Source organism: Paenibacillus luteus (assembly GCF_006542765.1).
GTDB lineage: Bacteria > Bacillota > Bacilli > Paenibacillales > Paenibacillaceae > Pristimantibacillus > Pristimantibacillus luteus.
This window is the reverse complement of record NZ_SKCD01000001.1, coordinates 1-20015: the sequence shown is the minus strand read 5'-3', so window position 1 is coordinate 20015 and position 20015 is coordinate 1. Positions and strand designations below refer to the sequence as shown.

At 45.7% G+C, this 20015-nt stretch carries 20 protein-coding genes and 1 pseudogene; 15 read left to right on the top strand and 6 right to left on the bottom strand.

Annotation, left to right across the window (positions count from 1 at the left end; all coding sequences use genetic code 11):
- The first annotated feature begins 58 nt into the window (after positions 1-58).
- The 3 genes from E0496_RS00100 to E0496_RS00090 all read left to right on the top strand — a co-directional run bounded on the left by E0496_RS00100 (position 59) and on the right by E0496_RS00090 (position 3316).
- Positions 59-733, top strand: coding sequence for a response regulator transcription factor (locus E0496_RS00100; protein WP_141499610.1), 675 nt, complete (start codon positions 59-61; stop codon positions 731-733).
- On the top strand, positions 730-2097 hold the full coding sequence (locus tag E0496_RS00095; RefSeq protein WP_141499609.1) for a sensor histidine kinase: 1368 nt from the start codon (positions 730-732) through the stop codon (positions 2095-2097). The genes E0496_RS00100 and E0496_RS00095 overlap by 4 nt, the downstream gene beginning before the upstream one ends.
- A 235-nt stretch (positions 2098-2332) precedes the next feature.
- The gene (locus E0496_RS00090; RefSeq protein WP_141499747.1) at positions 2333-3316 is read left to right on the top strand and encodes an alpha/beta hydrolase; all 984 of its coding nucleotides are present in this window, start codon (positions 2333-2335) and stop codon (positions 3314-3316) included.
- 216 nt (positions 3317-3532) lie between these two features.
- On the opposite strand, the gene E0496_RS00085 is transcribed toward E0496_RS00090, so the two are convergent.
- The 4 genes and pseudogenes from E0496_RS00085 to E0496_RS00075 all read right to left on the bottom strand — a co-directional run bounded on the left by E0496_RS00085 (position 3533) and on the right by E0496_RS00075 (position 6134).
- The gene (locus tag E0496_RS00085) at positions 3533-3817 is read right to left on the bottom strand and encodes a hypothetical protein (protein WP_141499608.1); all 285 of its coding nucleotides are present in this window, start codon (positions 3815-3817) and stop codon (positions 3533-3535) included.
- Positions 3818-4067: 250 nt separating this feature from the next.
- Positions 4068-4205 carry a hypothetical protein gene (locus E0496_RS35455; protein WP_161601263.1) on the bottom strand — a complete coding sequence of 46 codons (138 nt, stop codon included), beginning with the start codon at positions 4203-4205 and terminating at the stop codon, positions 4068-4070.
- A gap of 61 nt (positions 4206-4266) precedes the next feature.
- A pseudogene (locus tag E0496_RS35450) lies at positions 4267-4431 on the bottom strand (IS66 family transposase zinc-finger binding domain-containing protein); the annotation flags it as partial.
- 611 nt (positions 4432-5042) lie between these two features.
- Positions 5043-6134 (bottom strand): branched-chain amino acid aminotransferase, encoded by a 1092-nt coding sequence (locus E0496_RS00075; protein WP_421922911.1) that lies wholly within the window; start codon positions 6132-6134, stop codon positions 5043-5045.
- Between the two features lie 110 nt (positions 6135-6244).
- Here E0496_RS00075 and E0496_RS00070 point away from each other — a divergent pair, with 110 nt between their 5' ends.
- The 4 genes from E0496_RS00070 to E0496_RS36070 all read left to right on the top strand — a co-directional run bounded on the left by E0496_RS00070 (position 6245) and on the right by E0496_RS36070 (position 10017).
- Positions 6245-7141: a LysR family transcriptional regulator gene (locus tag E0496_RS00070; RefSeq protein WP_141499605.1), complete on the top strand. Its 897-nt coding sequence runs from the start codon at positions 6245-6247 to the stop codon at positions 7139-7141.
- Between the two features lie 13 nt (positions 7142-7154).
- Positions 7155-8519, top strand: a complete 1365-nt coding sequence (locus E0496_RS00065) for a UTP--glucose-1-phosphate uridylyltransferase (RefSeq protein WP_141499604.1) — start codon at positions 7155-7157, stop codon at positions 8517-8519.
- 146 nt (positions 8520-8665) lie between these two features.
- The gene (locus E0496_RS00060) at positions 8666-9718 is read left to right on the top strand and encodes a serine hydrolase domain-containing protein (protein WP_206669680.1); all 1053 of its coding nucleotides are present in this window, start codon (positions 8666-8668) and stop codon (positions 9716-9718) included.
- A gap of 101 nt (positions 9719-9819) precedes the next feature.
- Positions 9820-10017 (top strand): hypothetical protein, encoded by a 198-nt coding sequence (locus tag E0496_RS36070; RefSeq protein WP_141499602.1) that lies wholly within the window; start codon positions 9820-9822, stop codon positions 10015-10017.
- 70 nt (positions 10018-10087) lie between these two features.
- Here E0496_RS36070 and E0496_RS00050 read toward each other — a convergent pair whose 3' ends face one another.
- Complete coding sequence (locus E0496_RS00050) at positions 10088-10318, bottom strand: hypothetical protein (protein WP_141499601.1); 231 nt, start codon at positions 10316-10318, stop codon at positions 10088-10090.
- 104 nt (positions 10319-10422) lie between these two features.
- Between E0496_RS00050 and E0496_RS00045 the strand changes: the two genes are divergently transcribed.
- From E0496_RS00045 to E0496_RS00015, 7 genes are all read left to right on the top strand, one after another.
- On the top strand, positions 10423-11529 hold the full coding sequence (locus tag E0496_RS00045; RefSeq protein WP_141499600.1) for a GerAB/ArcD/ProY family transporter: 1107 nt from the start codon (positions 10423-10425) through the stop codon (positions 11527-11529).
- The gene (locus E0496_RS00040; RefSeq protein WP_161601261.1) at positions 11522-12958 is read left to right on the top strand and encodes a spore germination protein; all 1437 of its coding nucleotides are present in this window, start codon (positions 11522-11524) and stop codon (positions 12956-12958) included. Before E0496_RS00045 ends, E0496_RS00040 begins: the two co-directional genes overlap by 8 nt.
- On the top strand, positions 12955-14094 hold the full coding sequence (locus E0496_RS00035; RefSeq protein ID WP_141499598.1) for a Ger(x)C family spore germination protein: 1140 nt from the start codon (positions 12955-12957) through the stop codon (positions 14092-14094). The genes E0496_RS00040 and E0496_RS00035 overlap by 4 nt, the downstream gene beginning before the upstream one ends.
- Before the next feature lie 202 nt (positions 14095-14296).
- Complete coding sequence (locus tag E0496_RS00030; RefSeq protein WP_206669679.1) at positions 14297-15049, top strand: methylenetetrahydrofolate reductase; 753 nt, start codon at positions 14297-14299, stop codon at positions 15047-15049.
- Between the two features lie 202 nt (positions 15050-15251).
- Positions 15252-16439 carry a glycosyltransferase family 39 protein gene (locus E0496_RS00025; RefSeq protein ID WP_141499596.1) on the top strand — a complete coding sequence of 396 codons (1188 nt, stop codon included), beginning with the start codon at positions 15252-15254 and terminating at the stop codon, positions 16437-16439.
- Positions 16436-16729 (top strand): hypothetical protein, encoded by a 294-nt coding sequence (locus E0496_RS00020; protein WP_141499595.1) that lies wholly within the window; start codon positions 16436-16438, stop codon positions 16727-16729. Before E0496_RS00025 ends, E0496_RS00020 begins: the two co-directional genes overlap by 4 nt.
- Before the next feature lie 116 nt (positions 16730-16845).
- Positions 16846-17694: a GNAT family N-acetyltransferase gene (locus tag E0496_RS00015; RefSeq protein WP_141499594.1), complete on the top strand. Its 849-nt coding sequence runs from the start codon at positions 16846-16848 to the stop codon at positions 17692-17694.
- A 9-nt stretch (positions 17695-17703) separates the two neighbouring features.
- Here the strand turns inward: E0496_RS00015 and E0496_RS00010 are convergent, their stop codons facing one another.
- Positions 17704-18627 (bottom strand): AraC family transcriptional regulator, encoded by a 924-nt coding sequence (locus tag E0496_RS00010; RefSeq protein ID WP_141499593.1) that lies wholly within the window; start codon positions 18625-18627, stop codon positions 17704-17706.
- 122 nt (positions 18628-18749) lie between these two features.
- Between E0496_RS00010 and E0496_RS00005 the strand changes: the two genes are divergently transcribed.
- Positions 18750-19862, top strand: a complete 1113-nt coding sequence (locus tag E0496_RS00005) for a Gfo/Idh/MocA family protein (RefSeq protein ID WP_141499592.1) — start codon at positions 18750-18752, stop codon at positions 19860-19862.
- Positions 19863-20015 lie beyond the last annotated feature (153 nt).

The window sequence follows — 20015 nt, the reverse complement described above, 5'->3', positions numbered from 1 at the left end:
GATTTATAGTATAATGATTACTATTATATGGAATGCATAACAGGGAAAGAGGGAACGAATGCCTACTATACTGGTTGCTGATGATGATGCGAACATTCGCGAACTCGTTTGTTTATTTCTACGCAACGACGGATTCGAAACAGCCGAAGCGGGAGACTGCAAGGAAGCACTAGCTGTCTATGCACAGGTGCATATTGATCTTGTCGTACTCGATATTATGATGCCGATTATGGATGGCTGGACGTTGTGCAAGGAGCTTCAAAGAAGCAATCCTGATCTTCCGCTGCTTATGCTGACTGCAAGAGGCGAGACATGGGAGAAAGTGAAAGGCTTCCAGCTCGGGACGGATGATTATTTGACGAAACCATTTGATCCACTGGAGCTGACGGCTCGTGTTGGAGCTCTGCTGAAAAGATACCGAATTGGTTCAACGCAGACGATTCGGCTTGGCAGCATCATTCTTGACCGGCAAACCTACAAAGTGATGAGAGGAACGGAATCACTTGCGTTGCCACTCAAGGAGTTTGAACTCCTTTATAAGCTCGCTGGAACACCTGGACAATTCTATACGAGTGAGCAGTTGATCGATCAAATTTGGGGGATCGACTATGCAGGCGACGATCGAACGATAGACGTACATGTTAAACGATTGCGCGAACGCTTCGCGACGGCTACCGATTTTCATATCGAGACGGTGCGGGGGCTTGGCTATCGGCTTGAGGTGCACAAATGATCAAATCTTTATACACACGAGTCGTCCTCATATTTCTAGTCTCCGTGATCGGGGGCACGATCATTGCTTTTTTTGTGGCAACTTGGGCATTTCAAGAGAAATTGAGTGAAAACTCGCAAATTTTGATGAGTAATTTTGGACAGGATATTACCCGAATTTATGAAGCCATTCCCTCACGTGAGGCAGACAAACTCGTAAGTGGAATGAAGCAGCTCAATTCCTATCATATTCGTATTTATGAAACGACGGATCGGTTCCAGTCCTTCGGAGCGCTGCACGGACATAAGCCTTCTGCAATAGCCAAGGAGCAAGTAATGAAGGTACTGGCTGGAGAAAGAGTTCAGGTTCGTATGAAGGGGGTTACTGTTACTTTCATAGGATTGCCGCTCAATACAGACATAGGAATAAAAGCGATGTTTGTGGAAGCACTCTCCCCTCCATCTGCCTCTACTATACTCAGATGGGGATTATCTTTTGTCGCATACGCGTTGATTACTGGAAGCTTATTTATTCTAATTGCCTCCATATTTCTAATAAGACCAATCAAGAAGCTAACAAGAGCGACTAGGCGGATAGCATCTGGCGATTTCAACGTCAAGCTGAATATTAAACAAACAGGCGAGCTGGGAACGCTGGCTCGAAGCTTCGAAGAAATGATGCATGACCTGCAGCAATTGGAGCAGATGCGCAGAGAATTCGTTACGAATGTCTCGCACGAAGTTCAGTCTCCGCTCACCTCGATATCTGGCTATGCTATAGCGCTCAAGCAAGCAAATCTTGCGGATACCGATCGAAATCGCTACCTGGATATTATTATTGCTGAAGCGAAGCGGATGTCCAAGATGAGTGATAGCCTGCTAAAGCTGAGTTTGCTTGAATCTCAGTCACAACAGCTGCGGCTGACCGCATTTAGACTTGATGAACAAATAAGACGAATTATCGTCGCGATTCAGCCGCAGTGGTCGACTCGCAATATTCAATTCGACCTCCATTTGCCTACTGTTATTTTTTCAGCTGATCATGATCTGTTGAATCAGATATGGACGAATATAATCGGCAATAGCATCAAATTTTCACAGGATGGCGGCATTATTAAAGTGAGTATCCAACAAGATATCAAAAATGTGACCGTCCAAATATCCGACAGCGGCATAGGTATTGCTCCAGAGGATCAGAAGCGTATCTTCGAGCGCTTTTTTAAGGCGGATCGCTCCCACAGTCGTAAATATGAAGGCAGCGGTATGGGACTTGCCATCGTTAAACAGATCGTATCGCTTCATCAAGGTGACATCCGAGTGGAAAGTGAGCCCGACCGAGGAACGACCTTCATTGTCACCCTGCCAATCATTACTCCGACAGAGTAATTCGATTTATACGATATTAGTCGGCATCGCTTGTTTACTCTATGCTGCGGCAGCCTGTGCAAGCTCTTTGCATGTGGTGCCGTAGCATTTTTTTTGTTGTTCATATTCAGTTCATATTGACGTCACACGGAGTACATCTTCGTTGTATAAGCTTTCTTTAGCGGCCAATTAAGAGTGCCCAACACAGAGATCATGACAGGAGAAGATGAGAGTGAACATACGTGAGGCAAAGAAAATGGATTTGAATTCAGGCAAAAAACCAGTTAGTAAAATGAAAAAAATATTGTTCATTTTACTTAAAGTGCTAACAGTAATAATTATAGCAATCGTCCTTTTTGTAGCTACAGTATTTGTCGTGAATAAGATCAGTAGCAAATCAGAGGAAGGTAAAATTACACCCTATGGTCAATCTGTAAAGGTAGACGGGAAAAATATGAATATTTTGATTCAGGGACAAGGGGAAGAAACAATCGTGCTCCTGCCTGGTCAAGGAACAGCGACACCAGTGCTTGATTTTAAGCCGTTAATTGATGAGCTTTCACCATATTATAAAGTTGTCGCGGTTGAGCCTTTTGGTTATGGATTAAGTGATAGAACCGACAAAGAACGAACCACAGATAATATTGTAAGTGAAATTCATGAAGCGCTGCAGAGCCTTAATATTGACCGTTTTATTCTAATGGGTCACTCCATTACAGGCATTTACGGCCTCGATTATGTGAACAAATATCCAAACGAAGTGAGTGCGTTTGTCGGGATAGATACCAGTGTTCCAACGCAACCGGGTATGGATGCTAAATTGCCATTAGGAAACTTCAAACTGCTCAAACAATCAGGTTTTGGAAGATTGATGATGAAGTTTGGTGAGGATCAGTTTGCTGGAATGCCATATGATGATGAAACAAAAAAACAAATGAAGATGCTGCAAAACAAAAATATGTTTAATAACACCAGCTTGAATGAACTTGAAAATCTTTACCCTAATTTTGTTGCAGCTCGAAGCTTATCATTCCCAAAAGAGCTTCCCCTTATTTTCTTTATACAAGCGAATAACACAGGCGTAAAAGGTTGGATACCGCTGCATGAAGGGCAAATAAAAGATTCTGTTCATGGTAAAGTGATGACATTTGAAGGTGGTCATTATTTGCACCATACCAAGTCAAAAGAAATCGCTGAGAACTTCCGGGCATTTATGGAGCAAGTAAAACAAGACAAATAGATGATTATTTTGAAGCAGATGCTGACCAATAAGATATTGGGCTAAATAAAAAGCGGCAGTCTCGGACGTTGGTAACTCGTCCAGGCTGCCGCTATTATAGTCTAAAACTTATTATTGATAGGCTGTGCTCACTTCTCACTCAGAATTAGGTATTTAGTGAATGGAATACATAACTACCATTTCCAAGTAAGCGTCAAACCAAGCCCACCTTCAACGTTAGATCCATTCATGAGACAATGAAGGCAACTCAGTGAAGGAGGTTGCCTCATGACCAAGAAAGAACAACGTCGTCAAGCATGGATAACTCAAATATTGGCTTCGTAAAACGAAAGAAACCTCTTCCCCCGTTTCATCCACTCCTTCTACACGTTGGGTACCGCTCACGGTTTGAGCCAACCAAACACGCTTATCTCTACGTCCTCTCTTGTTGTACATATCGGACAAGCCAACAGCGAGCTTCGTTTCGGTGCCTCGAGCGAGCGTCGATGCCTTTTCAAGCATATTCGGGTTATGCTGCTGGTGTTGGGCGCTCAGGTGGAATGGAAAGGCTTTTGTCCACACCGCCCTTTTGATTAGCCAGGGCGATTACCTTGGTCATCCCATATCCTCCCTTCAACGTAAAAAAGCCGACTGCGCTGAATTTCAGGGCAATCGGCTCTTAAAAGATATCTATATGAAAAGAGAGCATCCGGTATTGGACGCTCCCTTGAACATTTTACAAGTTTCATTGACAATAACTGATGACTTTCCTTTAATCCTGCTCGTGAATTTGAACGTCAACAGCATTGTCTTCGCTTCTTACTTCATAACGTTTCTCTGGTTTTTCATAAACAATTACCAACTGATGACTTGTTGAAAACGAGTTGCCCTCAATGTAGGTATTGTTCACAAAAACCAACTCTTCAATTGAAGAAGATTGATGTTCAAGCCAGCAAGACTGTTCTTTAATTTACGATCGGCGTTTGCAGCTCATTGCGCTCACAGTGACGACAGGCATAGACCTGTCGCACATGCTCCACAAGCTTAACCTGCGGCGGCACCACCGTAACTTCGCGGGGGGTCTCCGTGGTCATTTCATGCAAGGAGCCACCACAGCAATCGCAAATTTGCATGGTGGCGTAATAGCTCCCGAATCGCCTAGGCAGGCTGCACAATCTATCGCTTTTGTGTACACTTGCTACTAGACGTTCTGCCTATCCTGCACTATCGCACTAACTTTGCCGTATTTCTCTCTTTCTTTGTGCCTATCCTGCACTTTTGCAGCAGAATCTAGGCTTCGTATGTCCATTCGGCTAATGATCAGAGCTTATGTTGTACGGGATACAGGATAGCTGCGACATCTCGAAATAAAGGGGCCTCCATCCTGCAAACCTACAGTATAGCGAGCTACCTAAACGGATTCTCATTAAGCACTGATTTTGGTTTTGAGCCGGAATTTCTCCCGCTAAATTAGCGGTATTAATTCCAGTTATTTCATAAAGATTGACAAAAACTCGACAGGAGCGCCTGAAAATCGAAAAAAAACATAACTGATTTCCCTAACCCCTTAAGTTTATTTTTTGAATTTCTAAAATTCTAACAAACCATACAATCGGCTCCCCTAGAACCGCTTAAAAAACTAACAGTTCTCGGCATTGTCTTACGTTTTTCATATCAATGAGAAAAAGCCCTTCAGGCAGCTTTAGCTGCTTGGGGGGCTTATTGGGTTTTCCTTCTATTGGCCGTGCTAAACGTTTACGGGAGTCGCTTCAACCATCCAGCCGAGCGGATCAGCAAGCTTGCCCATTTGGATGCCAGTCAACGTATCGTAAAGCTTCTTGGATAGCTCGCCTGTCTGGCCATCGTTAATGACGAGTACGTCATCCTGCCAGTTCAGCTCTCCAATTGGTGAGATAACCGCTGCCGTGCCAGTACCGAAGGCTTCTTCGAGCTCGCCTTTGCGGCTAGCTTCATACAACTCCTCAATCGTAATCGGACGCTCCACAACCTCGATGTTCCAATGACGAAGCAGCTGGATAATGGAGTTGCGGGTTACGCCATCCAAAATGCTGCCGTTCAAGGCCGGCGTATGCACGACACCATTAAGCTTAAAGAAGACGTTCATGCTGCCGACTTCCTCAATATATTTGCGATGAACGCCATCAAGCCAAAGCACTTGGGAGTAGCCTTTTTCCTTGGCAAGCTCCTGCGCTTTCAAGCCTGCCGCGTAGTTGCCGGCCGTCTTCGCTTCGCCCACGCCGCCCTTCACCGAACGAACGTATTCCGATTCGACGAATATTTTGACCGGATTCACGCCTTCCGTATAATAGGCGCCTACTGGCGACATGATGATGATAAACTGGTAGTGTGTGGATGGTGCTACGCCAAGCTGCGGCTGCGTGGCAATAATGAAAGGACGAATGTACAGCGAAGTGCTTGGCGCCGTTGGAATCCAATCCTTGTCAACCGCAATCAGCTGCTTCAAGGCTTCGATAACGGTATCGATATGGAGCTCAGGCACGCTTAGACGCTCATTCGAGCGGTTCATTCTTTGTATGTTTTTTTGAGGTCTGAACAAGAGTACCCGGCCGTCGTCGGTTTTATACGCTTTCAAACCTTCAAATATCGTTTGTCCATAATGAAATACTTTGGCTGCGGGGTCAAGGACGATCGGCTGGTAAGGAATAATGCGCGGCTTATGCCAACCGTTGTCTGTCGAATAATCCATAATAAACATGTGATCTGTAAAATGGTTGCCGAATCCCAGCTCGTCTGCAGCTGGCTGTTGTTTTTTGTTTTTGGTTAACTCGATTTCCAATGATTGAAGCAATTTGCCCATCTCCCTTTAGTGATCGATAATTGAATGCTAACACTTCATACGATATATTTAAAATATCTATTTTATTGAATGTCTATACCTTTAAGGTATGGACGATCGGAGTGAACCACATGGACATGCGTCAACTCAAATACTTCTTAACTATAGCACAAGAAGGACAGGTTACGCGCGCTGCCAAGCTGCTGAACATGGAACAGCCGCCACTGAGCAGACAGCTCAAGCTTATGGAGGAGGAGCTCGGCGTCAAGCTGTTCGAGCGGGGCGGCAAAGGCTTGATGCTGACCGATGCAGGGGAGTTGCTTAAGCAAAAAGCCGAATCGCTGCTCGTGCAGTTTGACGAGTCGCTGAGGGAGGTAAAGGGGATGGAGGAAGGGAACCGTGGCGTTTTATCCATCGGTTCCGTAGTATCCTGCATTTCCCTGCTGCCGCAGCGTATTCAATTATTTAGGGAGAAGTATCCCCAGGTAACGTTCAAAATATCGGAGGGCGACCATTTTTACCTTGGGGAGCAGCTGGAGAGGAGGACCATTGATCTAGTCGTTGCGAGGCTTCCGTTTGAGGCGCAGAAGCATCCTCAGCAATATATGGTTTTGCCTCTACCTTCGGATCCGTTTGTAGCCGTTATTCCGAGCTCATGGAAGGCTTATTCGGGCAAGGAAACGCTTTGCATGAAGGAGCTCGCCCATTTTCCGTTCCTCACCCTGAAAACGGACAAAACAACTCGCATGCATGAGCAGGTCGTCAATGAGTGCAAACGGCATGGATTCGAGCCTAATATTATATGCGAATGCTCCAGTGTTGCGATAATTATGTCGCTGATAGCAGGAGGGATCGGTGCTACCGTATTTCCGAAGTCAGTCATGTCCTCTTTCCCTGGCACGGTGGTCAAAATGCTCGATATCGAGGATGCGGATTTTCAATCAGATGTCGGAATTCTTTGGCTGAAGGATCATTATTTGCCCAAACGCGCACAGCAATTCATTGAGAGCTTTCGCTCGGACATGTAGAAGGAGGAGAGCTATGGAGCAGCGTACACGAACTGCGGAGGACAAGCTTCGTACATATAATCAAATGCATTTGATTGAACGGCTTCAGCGGCTGCCAGAGGATGAGAGATACAAGCTGGCAGAACAAGTGGATCACATCGCGCTTGACCAGCTGTTCAAATTGCTGGAGGAGCAGAAGCTGGCAGAAGTGTCTGCTGAAGCTTCGATTAAACCGATTGCATATGAGAGCTGGGAGAAATTTGAAAAGCAGGAGCAGCAAGCCTTTACCGATCGAGGCTGGGAGCTGCTGCGCCGCGGAGGCGTAGGAGCCATCGTTGTTGCGGGAGGCAACGGCAGCCGATTGGGCTATGACGGTCCCAAAGGAACGCTGGATATCGGACTGCCCTCCGGCAAGTCCTTGTTTCAGCTTCAAGCGGAGCGTTTGCTTCATTTGTCTAGGGATGCGGGCAAAATCATTCCTTGGTATGTGATGACAAGTGAGGACAACCATGAAGCGACTACAGCTTTTTTACAGGCCTCCGATTATTTTGGTTATCCGGCTGAGGATTGCTTTATTTTTCAGCAAAATAGTATGCCTGCTGTAGGCCATGATGGCCAATTGCTTCTGTCTATGGATGGAGGAATCAAGCTTGCGCCGAGCGGACATGGCGACTGCTTCGCCTCATTGAAGCGTACGGGCGCGCTGGGTGACATGAAGCGAAGAGGACTGGACTGGTTATTTTATTGCAATGTAGACAACGCGCTTGTGAAAATGGCTGACCCGGCGTTTATCGGCGTCGCTGCTTATTATAATAGAGACATCGCGGCCAAAGTGGTCGAGAAGACGGATGGGCAGGAGAAAATCGGCATCATGTGCGAACGGAATGGGCGCCCCGCAGTGCTTGAGTATAATGAGATTCCGGACGAAATAAGCAACGCCCGATCGAAGGAGGGCCATTTGCTCTACCATTTAGGTCATATTTCTATTCTTTTATTCAAGCTTGATTTCATAGATAAGCATGCAGATGCAGACATTCCTTATCATATGGCTTCCAAAAAAATGGACCACCTGGATGCCAAAGATCAACTCATTGAACCCGACAAACCGAATGCTTATAAGCTGGAGCGTTTTATATTTGATTTTTTCCCGTTTACCGAACTTATAACCGTATTGAAAGTGGAAAGACATGAGGAGTTCGCCCCTGTCAAAAATAAAGCGGGTGTGGATAGTCCAGGTAGTGCCCGCAGGCTTGTATTGTCGCTTCATCGCAAATGGCTGATCGAGGCTGGCGTACCGCCGGAGAAGCTGAAGGGGCGCGATATTGAGCTATCGCCACTGCAATCTTATGGTGGGGAGGACCTGAGCTCAGAAGGCTGGGAATCGGGAATGAACCGATAGGTTTAGCCTACTGGGCGCGCAGGAAAAGGTTTGAAATGGGAACATATGTGCGTTAAAATGGAAATGGATAGCTATTCGACAATTCCTGTGAATAGGCTATTTACTTCTACTCGGATGGGGATGGTTCGATGTATTCGGCAAGCTTAATGTCAAATGAGCTTATGCACCGGGAGCTGGACGAGTATTGTACTTCTCTTGCGCAAGCGGACCGTCTTAACGGCTGTGTTCTGGTAGCCTCAGAAGGGCGAATTATGCTGAGCAAAGGCTACGGAATGGCTGACTTCGTGAACCGTATACCGAATGTTCCGCAAACGATTTTCAGAATCGGCTCCATGGGGGATCAATTTATAGCGATGGCTGTAATGATCATGCAGGAGCTTAAGCTTATAAGCGTGGATCACCCGGTTTCCAAATACCTACCCACCGTCCCTCACATTGACGAGATTACGATACACCAACTGCTTTCCTATACATCTGGTTTATATGATCAATCAAGCTATTCGCTGTTACGTGATATCATTGAGAGAATAACGGGACGAGCCTGTGAGGATTACATCTTTCATGCTATTTTCAAGCCGCTTGGAATGATCAATTCAGGTTATGGCATACCCAATGACATGTATTCCACGATCGAGGATTTATATCTTTGGGGGCTTGCGCTGCACACTCAGCGCCAAATTAGCGAGCAAGCCTACCTTCGCATGACAACACCATACAAAGCTCAATATGGTTATGGTTTATTTATAGAACAGGAAGAGATGCTCGGCAGAAGTCGGAAAGTGATTGGTCATACTGAAAGCGAGAGCGGCTTTATGTCCATCATGAAGCATTACAAGCATGTGGATTTGACGGTCATCATATTATCCAATCAGGCAGCGGCACAGGCTCATTTTTCCAATATATTAGCTGAGCGGTACTCACTTGTTGACGATTTGGCGGAGCAGATTACCGAGCACTTGCGAGTGCCTGTATCGTATATCCTTCATGCGGCAGCCAAGGATGAGAATTCACTGGATAGGGCGAATCATATCTTTAATGAGCTTGCCCTTGCATGCGTGCCTTACTTTGAATCCATTCAACATGTACCGCGGCTGGAGCAGTTGTATGAGCGTCTGGCGGTCGTCTCGGAGTCGGGCAGGCGCTATAAAGAATCGACCGTGTATTATCAGAAATTAGTTTATTTATTACGAAATCGATAATTTTACCGGTGAAATGACCGATCAAGTAAGTCTGATTGGAGAAGCATATCACAAACAAATTAGAAATTAGACAAACGGAATAGCCTGAATCGTCCGTAGTTTTGTCGAAAGCCTCCTTTTATCCAAATCATGAGCTTAAAATCAACGCTAAAGACATGATTTTAACCATTGTTTTAGATATGGCTGAATCTATTGTCAGACGATTTCCAGCTCCAATTCCCCGTCCAGGTGATACGGTCGGCTTAGGCTACAACTCGGCAAATCTTGTTGAACTTATTTATATGGGCCTATTGGCATAAAGATAAATAAAAGATAACCAAGCAAATAAACCGGATCTCGGCAGAATAAACATTCTGTGGATGATCCGGTTTATTTGTTTGCTCTACTTTCTTGACTAGGTTTGCTTTGCTTAGACCCGGAAAAAACGCGATCCGTAATGAATAGAGAAAGCAAAATAGGGAAAAGGGTTAGGGCATTCACACCCAAAAACCCCCAAGTTCCAATAGCAATTTGTTGATACCAATCGTAATCCGACAAAAAGATATAGACCAGCATTATCCATGACGCAGGGAATAGATAGGAAATAATCGTTTCTTTCATAATGGACACCTCCATATTATTATGCCTTGTTATCCGAACGTTTATGCTATGCATAGTTTTCCAATCGCAGCGCATACTGAAAGCATCGGTAAGGGAGGTACAATATGGAACGAAGTATCACAATCAGCAATTTTCAATTCATGGCCTTAATTGTTATTTCTACAATTGGAACCTCGAGCTTATATGCTCCTGCGATATTTGCCCATTATGCGGAAAGAAACTCTTGGTATTTGGTTATTGCAGGAGGGGTAATGGGCCTTTTAAACCTATTGGTTTTTTTAAAGCTGAATCAGCTCTATCCGGATAAAAATATATTAGCTATCTGCACTCATTTGCTCGGCCCATGGTTTGGAGGAGGGCTTGCAGGTTTGTTTGTTTTTTATTTTTTGGATTTAGCGTCATGGATTTTACGTGAATTTTCACAATTTTTTATTATTGCCTTAAATCCAATCATCCCCCAGATGTGGTATTTGATCGCTGGAGCCATTATGTGTGCGTATGCGGTTTATCATGGGCTTGAGGTAGTGGCGCGAGTCTCTGAGATTGTATTCATCGTAACGGTGACTACTTTTTTAGCGATTTATGTGATGTTAATCAATCAATATCACCCAGAGTATTTACTTCCTATATTGGAGGACGGTTTGATTAAGCCGCTCAAAGGGCTAATGCTTTCCATGTCCTGGTTTGGGGATTTAATGTTTATTTCCATGATTATTCAATACGTCCGTAAGACGAAAAGCACAACGGCTTATGCTATGGCAGGGGTCGGAATAACCTTTTTGCTGCTGCTGATGTCCGTGCTTTCCTGTACGATGCTGTTCGGAGGACAAGCTACGTCGACCTTTACCTATCCCAGTATCAGCCTTATTCAAAACATTCGGTTATTCCGCAATATCGAACGTTTTGATGCCGCTCTAGTCGTCGTTTGGGTGATGAGCTCGTTTACGAAAATAACCGCTTATTTTTGGTCGGCGTTCCGTGGGCTGTCAGATTTACTGAAGCTTAAACAGCCGAAGAGATGGATTATTCCGATGGCGGCGGCATTTGTCATTTGTTCACGATACAAGGTATGGGGGTTAGTAGAGCTAACTTCTTTTTATGACCATCAGTCCTGGTACTTTGTATTGTTCCAGCTTTTCATTCCGACGATGCTGCTCTTCATAGCATTGATAAAAGAGAATATGAAAAAAGCAGGTGATGGCTATGGATGATACTAAAACGATGCTTACTTGCAATGAGGCTGAAAATAAGCGGCTATTACGTGAGTTGATGCAGAATACGGATGATTTGGTGATGGTGAGTTCAGCCATCGATCTGGGCCAATCCGTAACCGTTTGCTATCTGGCAGGAATGATAGATGGTAGGCAGCTCGACCAGATGCTGCTGCTTTACAAAGAGGATAAAGACCGGCTGCCTGCATTTCAAATAGATGCGAATGTTCATACGTTTGAAGAGGTGGCGAATGGCTTGGCCTCCGGCATGTCTGTGTTGTTGTTTGATACCGCTGGTTATGGGATTGCCCTCGATACGCTTGGCGTACAACTGCGAAGTGTGGAGGAGCCAGCGAGCGAAGCGACAGTGAAGGGGCCGCGCAGCGGATTTACGGAATCTCTGCAAAATAATATTGCTATGGTTCGCTATCAATTCGCATCGCCAAGCTTAAAGGTTGAATACCGGATGGCAGGTCAACTCAGCAAAACGAAAATGGCGATCTTATCGATTGGCGGCATAACGAATCCGGATATTTTACAAGAGGTGCATCATCGCATTGATGAAATACCTGCCGATGCCATACTGGGGAGCAACTATATTGAAGAGTGGATTACTGACAATCGGGGAACTTTATTTCCGCTGCTTGAAACGACGGAAAGACCCGACCGGGTAATTGGCGCTTTGCTTGACGGCAGAGTTGCGATCCTTGTGCAAGGTACGCCTTTTGTACTGCTGCTGCCCTTCGTTTTTCTTCAGGCTTTCCAAGTCAGTGAAGATTACGCATGGAGTTACTATATTGGCTCGCTTATGCGTTTAATTCGGTTATTTAGTGGAATGATCGGTCTGCTGCTGCCTGCCTTTTACGTGGCTACGGTAACATTTCATCATGAGCTTGTTCCTACGACTCTGCTGCAAAGCATTGCGTCTGCCAAGGAGCCAGTTCCCTTTCCCGCGGTTGTTGAGAGTTTCATGATGATGATTGCCTTTGAGATTATGCGCGAGGCGGGGATACGCATGCCTAAGCAGGTTGGCCAGGCTGTCAGTATCGTGGGTGCGCTCATTTTGGGACAAGCGGCTGTAGAAGCCGGAATCGTATCACCTATTATGGTTATTGTTGCAGCCTTAACAGGCATTTGCACCTTTACGCTGCCGCCAACAGCGATTAACTATGTGATTCGCATCCTACAATTTGTCATGACGCTGCTTGCGTCCATGCTTGGTTACGTAGGCATCATGGTTGGCATTATCATGCTGCTCACTTACTTAGCCTCACTTCGTTCCTTTGGCGTCCCTTATTTGGGGCCAGCAGCACCCTTCAATCTTAGTGAGCTAACCGACGTTATTGTACGGCGACCGCTTACCAAAAATAACAAGCGGCCCAGCTTATTCCGTGTTATTCATAACACCCGCTTTCGGAGCAAATCATGAGCTGGTTGAAAAAACAGCAGCTAGTCACCTTGCTTTGTCTATGTGTTGCCATAACGGGCTGCAAGGGCAGCATGGAGCTTAATGAGCTGCATATTGTTCACTCCGTCGCGATTGACTTGGGCAAGGATGGAGGCGTGAGAGTAACGGCTGAGATCGCCAAGCTGTCGACAGGCGGGCAGCAGCCGAAAGGGATGCAGGAGAGTACGTTTTATTTGACCTCCGAGGGCAGCAGCCTGTTCGAAGCCGCCCGATTAATGAGAACGAAATCGGATCGGACGCTGCTTTGGGGGCATACGACAGCCATTATTTTCAGTACGGACCTAGCGAGAGGCGGCATAGGAAAGCAAATAGACGATATTCGCAGGCTCAGGCAGTTTCGTAATTCAACGTTGATGTACGCGATGGAAGGGAAAGCTTACGAAGCGCTGAAAGTATCCATGCCCAATTTATCGATTTCCTCACAGGCGTTAAGGGGACTCTCTGAGGGGGGGGAAAGCACGGCATTAACCGAGCAAACGACGCTGATCGAAGTATATCAGGAGTTGATTAACGGATACAAAGACATTAGTATTCCTTCGGTAGAGGTAGTGAAGGATCAGGTCGATAAAAAGCTAAAACTGCTTCAAACCAAGGGTTTGTATGCATTTAAAGGAGACCGTCTCGTAGGACTTATGCATTCACCCGAGACTAAGGGCTATTTGCGGGCTGCTGCGCAGATGAGTGGATCAATTGAAGCGGTGGCGTGTGATGCCAAGCATAAGATAACCTTTGAGAATATTAACAACAGAAGCGAATTAGATGTGGCTTTCAATAAAAAGCTCACACCTATTGTAAACATAGAGATTTATGCTGATTTGGATCTGGTAAGTGTGCAGTGTGACGACGTGAAGGTTGACCCTGGGACAATTGTGAACTGGGAAAAAGAAATTAATAATGGCATCACAGAAGACATTGATCGTTATATTCGTTTTTCACAAAAACATAAGGTCGATTTGCTTGGCATTGGGGAAATGATTCATCGTAAGCATCCCAAGCAATGGAGGAAAATGAAAAAAAACTGGGATGATATTTATTCTGGTGCTAAGTTTAATGTGAAGGCGCATGGGCGAATTGACCATACGAATTTTACATTATGAGGCGTTTGTGGTTAAGTTGAGGTCAAGGTCCCCGATCAGGGAACTTGGCCTATTTGCCATCTTATAAGGAAAAGTGATAGAAAACTGTAAATATGCTTATTGGAACTTTGAATTAAAATTCGTTAAAATGTATTATTATACAAATTATAAAGTGGGAATCCGTAGGTATGCCGTTGACCCTGAGAGCAAGGAGCGTTTGGAATTGAGAATTTCGTTAGAGCTTGTCCCAAGAGATCCTGTTGGATTAAAAACGGAGCTTGAACTGGTAAGGCGCCAATTTCCAGCCATTAACACGATTAACATACCGGATTTGACGAGATTTGATCTTAGAAGCTGGGAAGCGACTCGTTTATCCAAAGCTTTTTATAATGATAGCATTCCGCATATTCGCTCCATGGACTTTGACGCTGGCGATCCGTTCTCTTTAATTCATTATTTGAATGAGCATCAGATCTCGGAAATACTTGTAGTTACGGGAGATGCGCCTAAAGAAAGCGGCAAGCCGGTCTATCCGACTACTTGCATCGATCTGATTCACAAGCTGAAGCGGGAGCATCCCCACCTAAAAATTTATGCGGCGCTTGACCCCTACCGGCACAGCGTGCGCAAGGAATATGAATATGTGCAGCAAAAGCTTGATGCCGGAGTAGACGGGTTTTTCACCCAGCCTTTTTTTGATTTGCGCTTAATGACGCTTTATTCGGAGATGCTGGAGGGGGCGGACGTGTTTTGGGGCGTGGCACCTGTCGTAACGGAATCCTCCAAGCGATATTGGGAAAGCAGAAACCACGTCGTTTTTCCAAAGGATTTTCAGCCTACGCTGGAGTGGAACATCGAATTCTCGAAGCAGGCTTTGGCGTATACCGAGCAAACGAAGGGCAATATTTATTTTATGCCGATTAAGGTAGACTTGCAGGCTTATTTTAACGGCGTATTCAGTAAAGTATTCGTATAACGGTTTCATCCATATGACTGGTGCAGCATGGGCAACCTTGAATAGAGGTTGCTTTTTGCGTTGAAAAAACGGCATTGGCTGCATTTTTGGGATAATGTTACAATTGTTAGAGTGCTTATTGCGATTCCGAAGGAATGGCTGTGTTGGCACAATTATATCGAAAAAGTGAGTGATTCCCGTCATTGCAACACGAACAACCAAAATGATTTTTTGCTTGCTTCTCCTCATGGGCTTGCTCTTGCGCTGTTATTATATCGATTGGAATAAAGAGCTAACGGGCGATGAGGTCGGTTATAACAAAATGGTTTTGCAGCTGCTCCACGAAGGCATATACGGCTATGCGCCGTATGCTTATTCAGAGCAACCCAATGCGTTCACAACGCCGGGTTATCCCCTTTTTCTAGCTGGCTGTTACCTCGTGTTTGGTTATGCGAATGATCAGCCGCCCATTATTCAAATTCAAGCGCTGCAGCTGTTCATTCAGCTATTATGCGCTCTATTGATGTATCGCATTGCTAATCGATTATTTGGGCACAACGGAATCAGCTTGTTTGTTATGGGATGCATCCTGCTTCATCCGACCTTTATTCTATCGCCATTGTTTCTCTTAACGGAAACGCTGTACGGCTTCTTTTTCCTGCTATTTGTCTATTTTCTGGTTATAGCCATGCAGAAGGGAAGGCTCCGGGAATATTTTTGGCTAGGCATCTTGTTTGGCATATGTATTTTGATACGACCGACGATTGTCCCTTTTATCCTCATCCTAATTGCAGGCATCGCCGTTAAACACAGGAGGGGCGGCATAGCTCATGTGCTGAGGCCGGTTTTTTTGCTGGGAGCCGGTTTTCTTCTGATGCTGCTGCCTTGGTGGGTGCGGAACATGATTAGCTTGAACAAAATGGTATGGTTGGCAGAGCAGTCAGGCAATCCGCTGCTGTGGGGCTCCTTTCCCTTTACTCGGCGCCCTGCCGTTGATCCAACCCAAGACCCTGCCGAGATGGGCAAAATGGCGTACCAGCGTATCATAGACGGGTTCAGAAGCGACTTTTTCACTTATCTGAGCTGGTATACCTGGGGGAAGATGATGTACTTCATCCAGAATATATTTCCTAGGCTAGGTTTTATAACGGAGAACCTCGTCATCCGAATGATCATAAGAACGATACATGTGGCAATGGCTCTCGCCGGCTTTGCCGGGCTGCTGAAGATGCTGGTTCATGAACGGCGTAACGGAAGCTACTTGCTGCTCGCGCTGCTCGCGTTTTGCAGCGTAGTGCTCTACCTTCCCTTTTCACCTACCCCTCGGTATTTTTATCCGACGCTGCCGCTTTGCTTTTTGGGGATGGGGTATCTGATTTTATGCATTCAAAGGAGGAGAAGGCAGTTATGATTTTTCGTAAGCATAAAAATGTCATTTGGTCTTTGATCATTGTTATATTAGTTATGGGCATTGCCTTCTACCGCTCTTATCACGCTTACGAATCAATAACGGTGGCGATTGCCTACGTGATAGAAATGGACTCGGATAACGGAACGATTACGATAGGCGGGATGGGTAACGGGAATCAGAAGCTGAGAGTGAAACCTCAAGATCTAGACCGTATGGAGCTAGGCAAAGATTATTTGTTTGAGTACAAAAATTTTAAGACCAAAGAGCCGCTGATGGTGGGCTTTAAATAGGGTTAGAAATCTAGTTGAGGATAATGAAATAAGGCTAGTAGGCGTGAGAATAGACTGATGAGCATGAATGGGTATGACGAGCGTAAGGATACAAGGAAAAAGGGGGAGCGTTATTCGTGATTCAAGAGCTTCGAACGGTTGAAAGCTACAAAATAATAGAGCCGTTGCTGAGGAAGTATGGCAGCACGGTGGTCATTCAAGGGGTTATAGAAGGTAATAATTTAGGGAGGATTTATGTTGATGATCCCTCTATGCCAACAGGGGCGTTTGTTTGGGCTCAGAACGAGATATTCTATCTGATAGGCGAGCCGAATCCTGCGTTTACGGCGCAGTTGGAGCCTTTGCTGCTTTCTAGTATTAAGCGGGAGGCTATGGAAATCGGAGAGACACATTTTAACCTGGAAGTGCTATCAAGCGAACATCCCGATGACTTGGTGGGCCGCCTCTTCCACCATCGGTTTCAGGTAGGCGAGCGAGTGCCGTTTAAATTTCATATCTCGGCATTTCTGCAAAAAGGGCTTACTCCAAAGGTGGCGAGCGGATATGAGCTGGTGAGGATTAATCCGAGCGTGATTGAGCGGGATATCGCTCAGGTGCTGACGAGAGAAATCGGAAATTTTTGGGGAACGCTGGATACGTTTTTTGCCAAAGGTATCGGTTATGCGATCCTCCAGCAAAATAAAATAATCGGCAGCTGCATTTCAGTTTTTGTCGGCGGCAGCGATTATGAAATCGGCATTCATACATATGATGACAAGCATCGCGGCCAAGGGCTGGCTACTGCGATGGCTGTCGCGCTTGTCCAGGATTGTGTAGGGCGCGGTGGCGTACCGCATTGGACGACAGAGGACTTTCGCAAGGATTCCATAGCCATTGCAAGAAAGCTAGGCTTTCAGCAGTTGCCAAGCTATCCTGTGTATTATGCTGCTTTTGAGGATATGGATCGCTATTTGAGTGGCATGTAGTCTTCATTATCATTTCGGAGCATCCATCTGTGCTCTCACTGAACGGGCATATTCCGAAGGGTTCATGCCTGTTTCCTTTTTGAAGGCTTTGGAGAAGTAATGGATGCTAGCAAAACCTAACAAGCGCGCGATTTCCGTCATATTACGGGTATCTTCGCGGATAAGGATTTTAGCTTTACGTATTCTCGATTGTGTGATGTATTGCTTGAAGGAGCAGCCGACCTGCTTGTGAAAGAGCATTTGGAGATGCGTGCGACTAATATAAAATTCACCACATATTGTCGTGATGCTGAGTGGGTCGTCTAACTGCTTGTCTATATAGCTTACGATGTCTCGAAGCAGGATCTGCTCGCTTTTCTCGCGAGCAGGTGGACTAATCGACGGTCGTTGTTGTGCGCCCCCACTGTTAACAGCCTCAAGTTTTCGGAGCAGCAGAAGCAGGAAGGTCTCCAGGTAACAACCAAGCAGCTGCTCGCTGCCAGTAGGTGCATTTGGAAGACGTTTCAAAGGATGGCGGAAGGGAAATTCGAACGCCTTCTTTCCTTCGTTCATCATAAGAACAAGCATTTTCCTCTCCTCTTCATTTACCTGAAGCTGTTTGCCTTCGAATCCGCGCATAGCGGGGGAGTGACAGTCAAATGTAACGACAATTACATCGGGAGCGACACCCTTAGCCGCACGAAAGCTGTGGAATTCATTCGGCTTATGGAAAATGACAGACCCCTGTCTCAGTACATGTATAGCGTTATCGGTTCTAACCTCGACTTCACCCCGATCGACATAAAGCAATTCCCAGAAGTTATGTTTCTCGCCATTAAAGACGTAGTCCTTGTTATGCTCGAAATAGAACAGTGTAATTAGCTTCTGAATTTCAATCGTTGTTCGTAGACGCGTCCGGCGCAGCTGATCCGGAGTCGATTCTTTGCTTCGCATTCCTACTGATAACCTCCCATAAGGGCAAATAAAGTTGCTTTTATTGCAAATCCAATCTATCCAAAACCTACTATACTACAACTATTGTAATACCATTGTTGGAGCTTAGGGGGGATTTGTCAATGAGATTAGGCGTGATCGGTTATGGGGATAGGGCACAAACGGTGTTTAGGAAAATGAAAGAGGTAGATGAATCTTGCCAAGTCGTTGCGGTGGTTGATCCCGGATTGCAGCTAGCGGATATTGCTCAAGCTCGATTAATGGAAACAGCTGAAGAATTGGTGAGGGAGTCGCTGGATGGCGTGCTGATCGGAACGAGATGCTCGCTGCATACGGAAATGGCGCTAAAGGTTATGCCAACCGGACTGCCCATCTATCTGGAGAAGCCTGTTGCTACGACAATGGAAGAGTTGCTCAGGCTGAGGTCCGGGTATGAAGCCTCCTCCTCTCCAATCGTTGTTTCCTTTCCGCTCAGACTGACAAGCATCGTCCAATTCGTAAAAGAGATCATCGATTCTGGGAAAATCGGTACGGTGGAGCATGTACAGGCGGTTAATAACGTGCCGTACGGAGCCGTTTATTATCAGTCCTGGTATCGGGATGACCAAATTACTGGTGGGCTGTTCCTGCAAAAGGCTACGCATGATTTTGACTATCTGAATGCCATTCTGGGCATGCTGCCTACGGAAGTATGCGCAATGACCTCTAAGCAAATTTTCAAGGGGACAAAGCCGGTAGGCTTGACCTGCAAAACATGCGAAGACAATCGAAGCTGTCCGGACAGTACAGCATTCCGTCCCGATGTGGCTGACAAATTGACCCATTGCTGTTATACGAGTGATACCGGCAATGAAGATTCGGGTAGCGCACTCCTTCGTTATGATACGGGTATGCATCTCTCTTATTCACAAAACTTTTTCGCACGCCGTGGGGCAGGCAGCAGGGGAGCTCGATTTCTCGGCTATAAGGGAACGTTGGAATTTGATTTCACAACGGGACTGGTCAGGGTGTTCATGCACCATACGGCGCGGGTAGAAAACTATCAATTTGAATTAGATGAAGACCATTTCGGCGGGGATACGGCACTTGCCGCTAACTTCATTGAACTGATGAAAGGCGAAACTACCCGCTCTCATTCGACTCTCGAGGACGGATTGGCGAGCGCGCTTATGTGCCTAAAGGCCAAGGAGTCCGCTGAAACGGGACAATTTCTTACCATTGCATATGATCATTAAAAGAAAGCTCTTTCAATAGGTCTCTCTGATATGCTCCCATCATAGTAGACAGTAGAAAAAACAAAACCTCTACTTCTACCATGATGGGAGTTTTTGCTTTGTCAAAAAGGAGTCCAATTTCATTAGATGTAAAACTACAGGTTGTAAAAAGAT

Bases quoted from the DNA above. Each gene is read 5' to 3' on its own strand.
- E0496_RS00100 (WP_141499610.1), top strand. From the start codon at position 59: ATGCCTACTATACTGGTTGCTGATGATGATGCGAACATTCGCGAACTC.
- E0496_RS00095 (WP_141499609.1), top strand. From the start codon at position 730: ATGATCAAATCTTTATACACACGAGTCGTCCTCATATTTCTAGTCTCC.
- E0496_RS00090 (WP_141499747.1), top strand. From the start codon at position 2,333: ATGGATTTGAATTCAGGCAAAAAACCAGTTAGTAAAATGAAAAAAATA.
- E0496_RS00085 (WP_141499608.1), bottom strand. From the start codon at position 3,817: ATGCTTGAAAAGGCATCGACGCTCGCTCGAGGCACCGAAACGAAGCTC.
- E0496_RS00075 (WP_421922911.1), bottom strand. From the start codon at position 6,134: ATGGGCAAATTGCTTCAATCATTGGAAATCGAGTTAACCAAAAACAAA.
- E0496_RS00070 (WP_141499605.1), top strand. From the start codon at position 6,245: ATGGACATGCGTCAACTCAAATACTTCTTAACTATAGCACAAGAAGGA.
- E0496_RS00065 (WP_141499604.1), top strand. From the start codon at position 7,155: ATGGAGCAGCGTACACGAACTGCGGAGGACAAGCTTCGTACATATAAT.
- E0496_RS00060 (WP_206669680.1), top strand. From the start codon at position 8,666: ATGTCAAATGAGCTTATGCACCGGGAGCTGGACGAGTATTGTACTTCT.
- E0496_RS00050 (WP_141499601.1), bottom strand. From the start codon at position 10,318: ATGAAAGAAACGATTATTTCCTATCTATTCCCTGCGTCATGGATAATG.
- E0496_RS00045 (WP_141499600.1), top strand. From the start codon at position 10,423: ATGGAACGAAGTATCACAATCAGCAATTTTCAATTCATGGCCTTAATT.
- E0496_RS00040 (WP_161601261.1), top strand. From the start codon at position 11,522: ATGGATGATACTAAAACGATGCTTACTTGCAATGAGGCTGAAAATAAG.
- E0496_RS00035 (WP_141499598.1), top strand. From the start codon at position 12,955: ATGAGCTGGTTGAAAAAACAGCAGCTAGTCACCTTGCTTTGTCTATGT.
- E0496_RS00025 (WP_141499596.1), top strand. From the start codon at position 15,252: ATGATTTTTTGCTTGCTTCTCCTCATGGGCTTGCTCTTGCGCTGTTAT.
- E0496_RS00020 (WP_141499595.1), top strand. From the start codon at position 16,436: ATGATTTTTCGTAAGCATAAAAATGTCATTTGGTCTTTGATCATTGTT.
- E0496_RS00010 (WP_141499593.1), bottom strand. From the start codon at position 18,627: ATGCGAAGCAAAGAATCGACTCCGGATCAGCTGCGCCGGACGCGTCTA.
- E0496_RS00005 (WP_141499592.1), top strand. From the start codon at position 18,750: ATGAGATTAGGCGTGATCGGTTATGGGGATAGGGCACAAACGGTGTTT.